The organism is Halalkalibacter lacteus (assembly GCF_036663595.1).
GTDB classification, from domain to species: Bacteria; Bacillota; Bacilli; order Bacillales; family Bacillaceae_D; genus Halalkalibacter; species Halalkalibacter lacteus.
Map to the genome: position 1 here is coordinate 1 of NZ_JAWRVL010000285.1, position 261 is coordinate 261.

General features: G+C 38.3%; 1 protein-coding gene. It reads left to right on the forward strand.

All coding sequences use genetic code 11. The features are described 5' to 3' along the window. Nucleotides 1-59: 59 nt before the first annotated feature. The coding region (locus SAZ04_RS22375) for an RNA-dependent RNA polymerase family protein (protein ID WP_431309058.1) at nucleotides 60-261 on the forward strand (202 nt) is incomplete at its 3' end.

Below are 261 nucleotides of genomic sequence, written 5' to 3' on the forward strand. Positions count from 1 at the left end.
TAGAATATTTAAGGAACCAAGGAGTCCGATTAATTTATTACCTGGACGATATTTGTATTCTGGAGAAATCGAAGGAAAAGATGCAACAATCAGTCAACCTTTTATGCCAACATCTAAAACGGCTTGGGTTCCTAATCAACAGGGAAAAGAGTGTTTTCGAACCAAAGAAGTCAATAGAATATCTAGGTTTCAACTTCAACACCAGGACAATGATCATCTCACTACCACCGCCAAAGATTTCCAAACTCTTACAACGCCTAC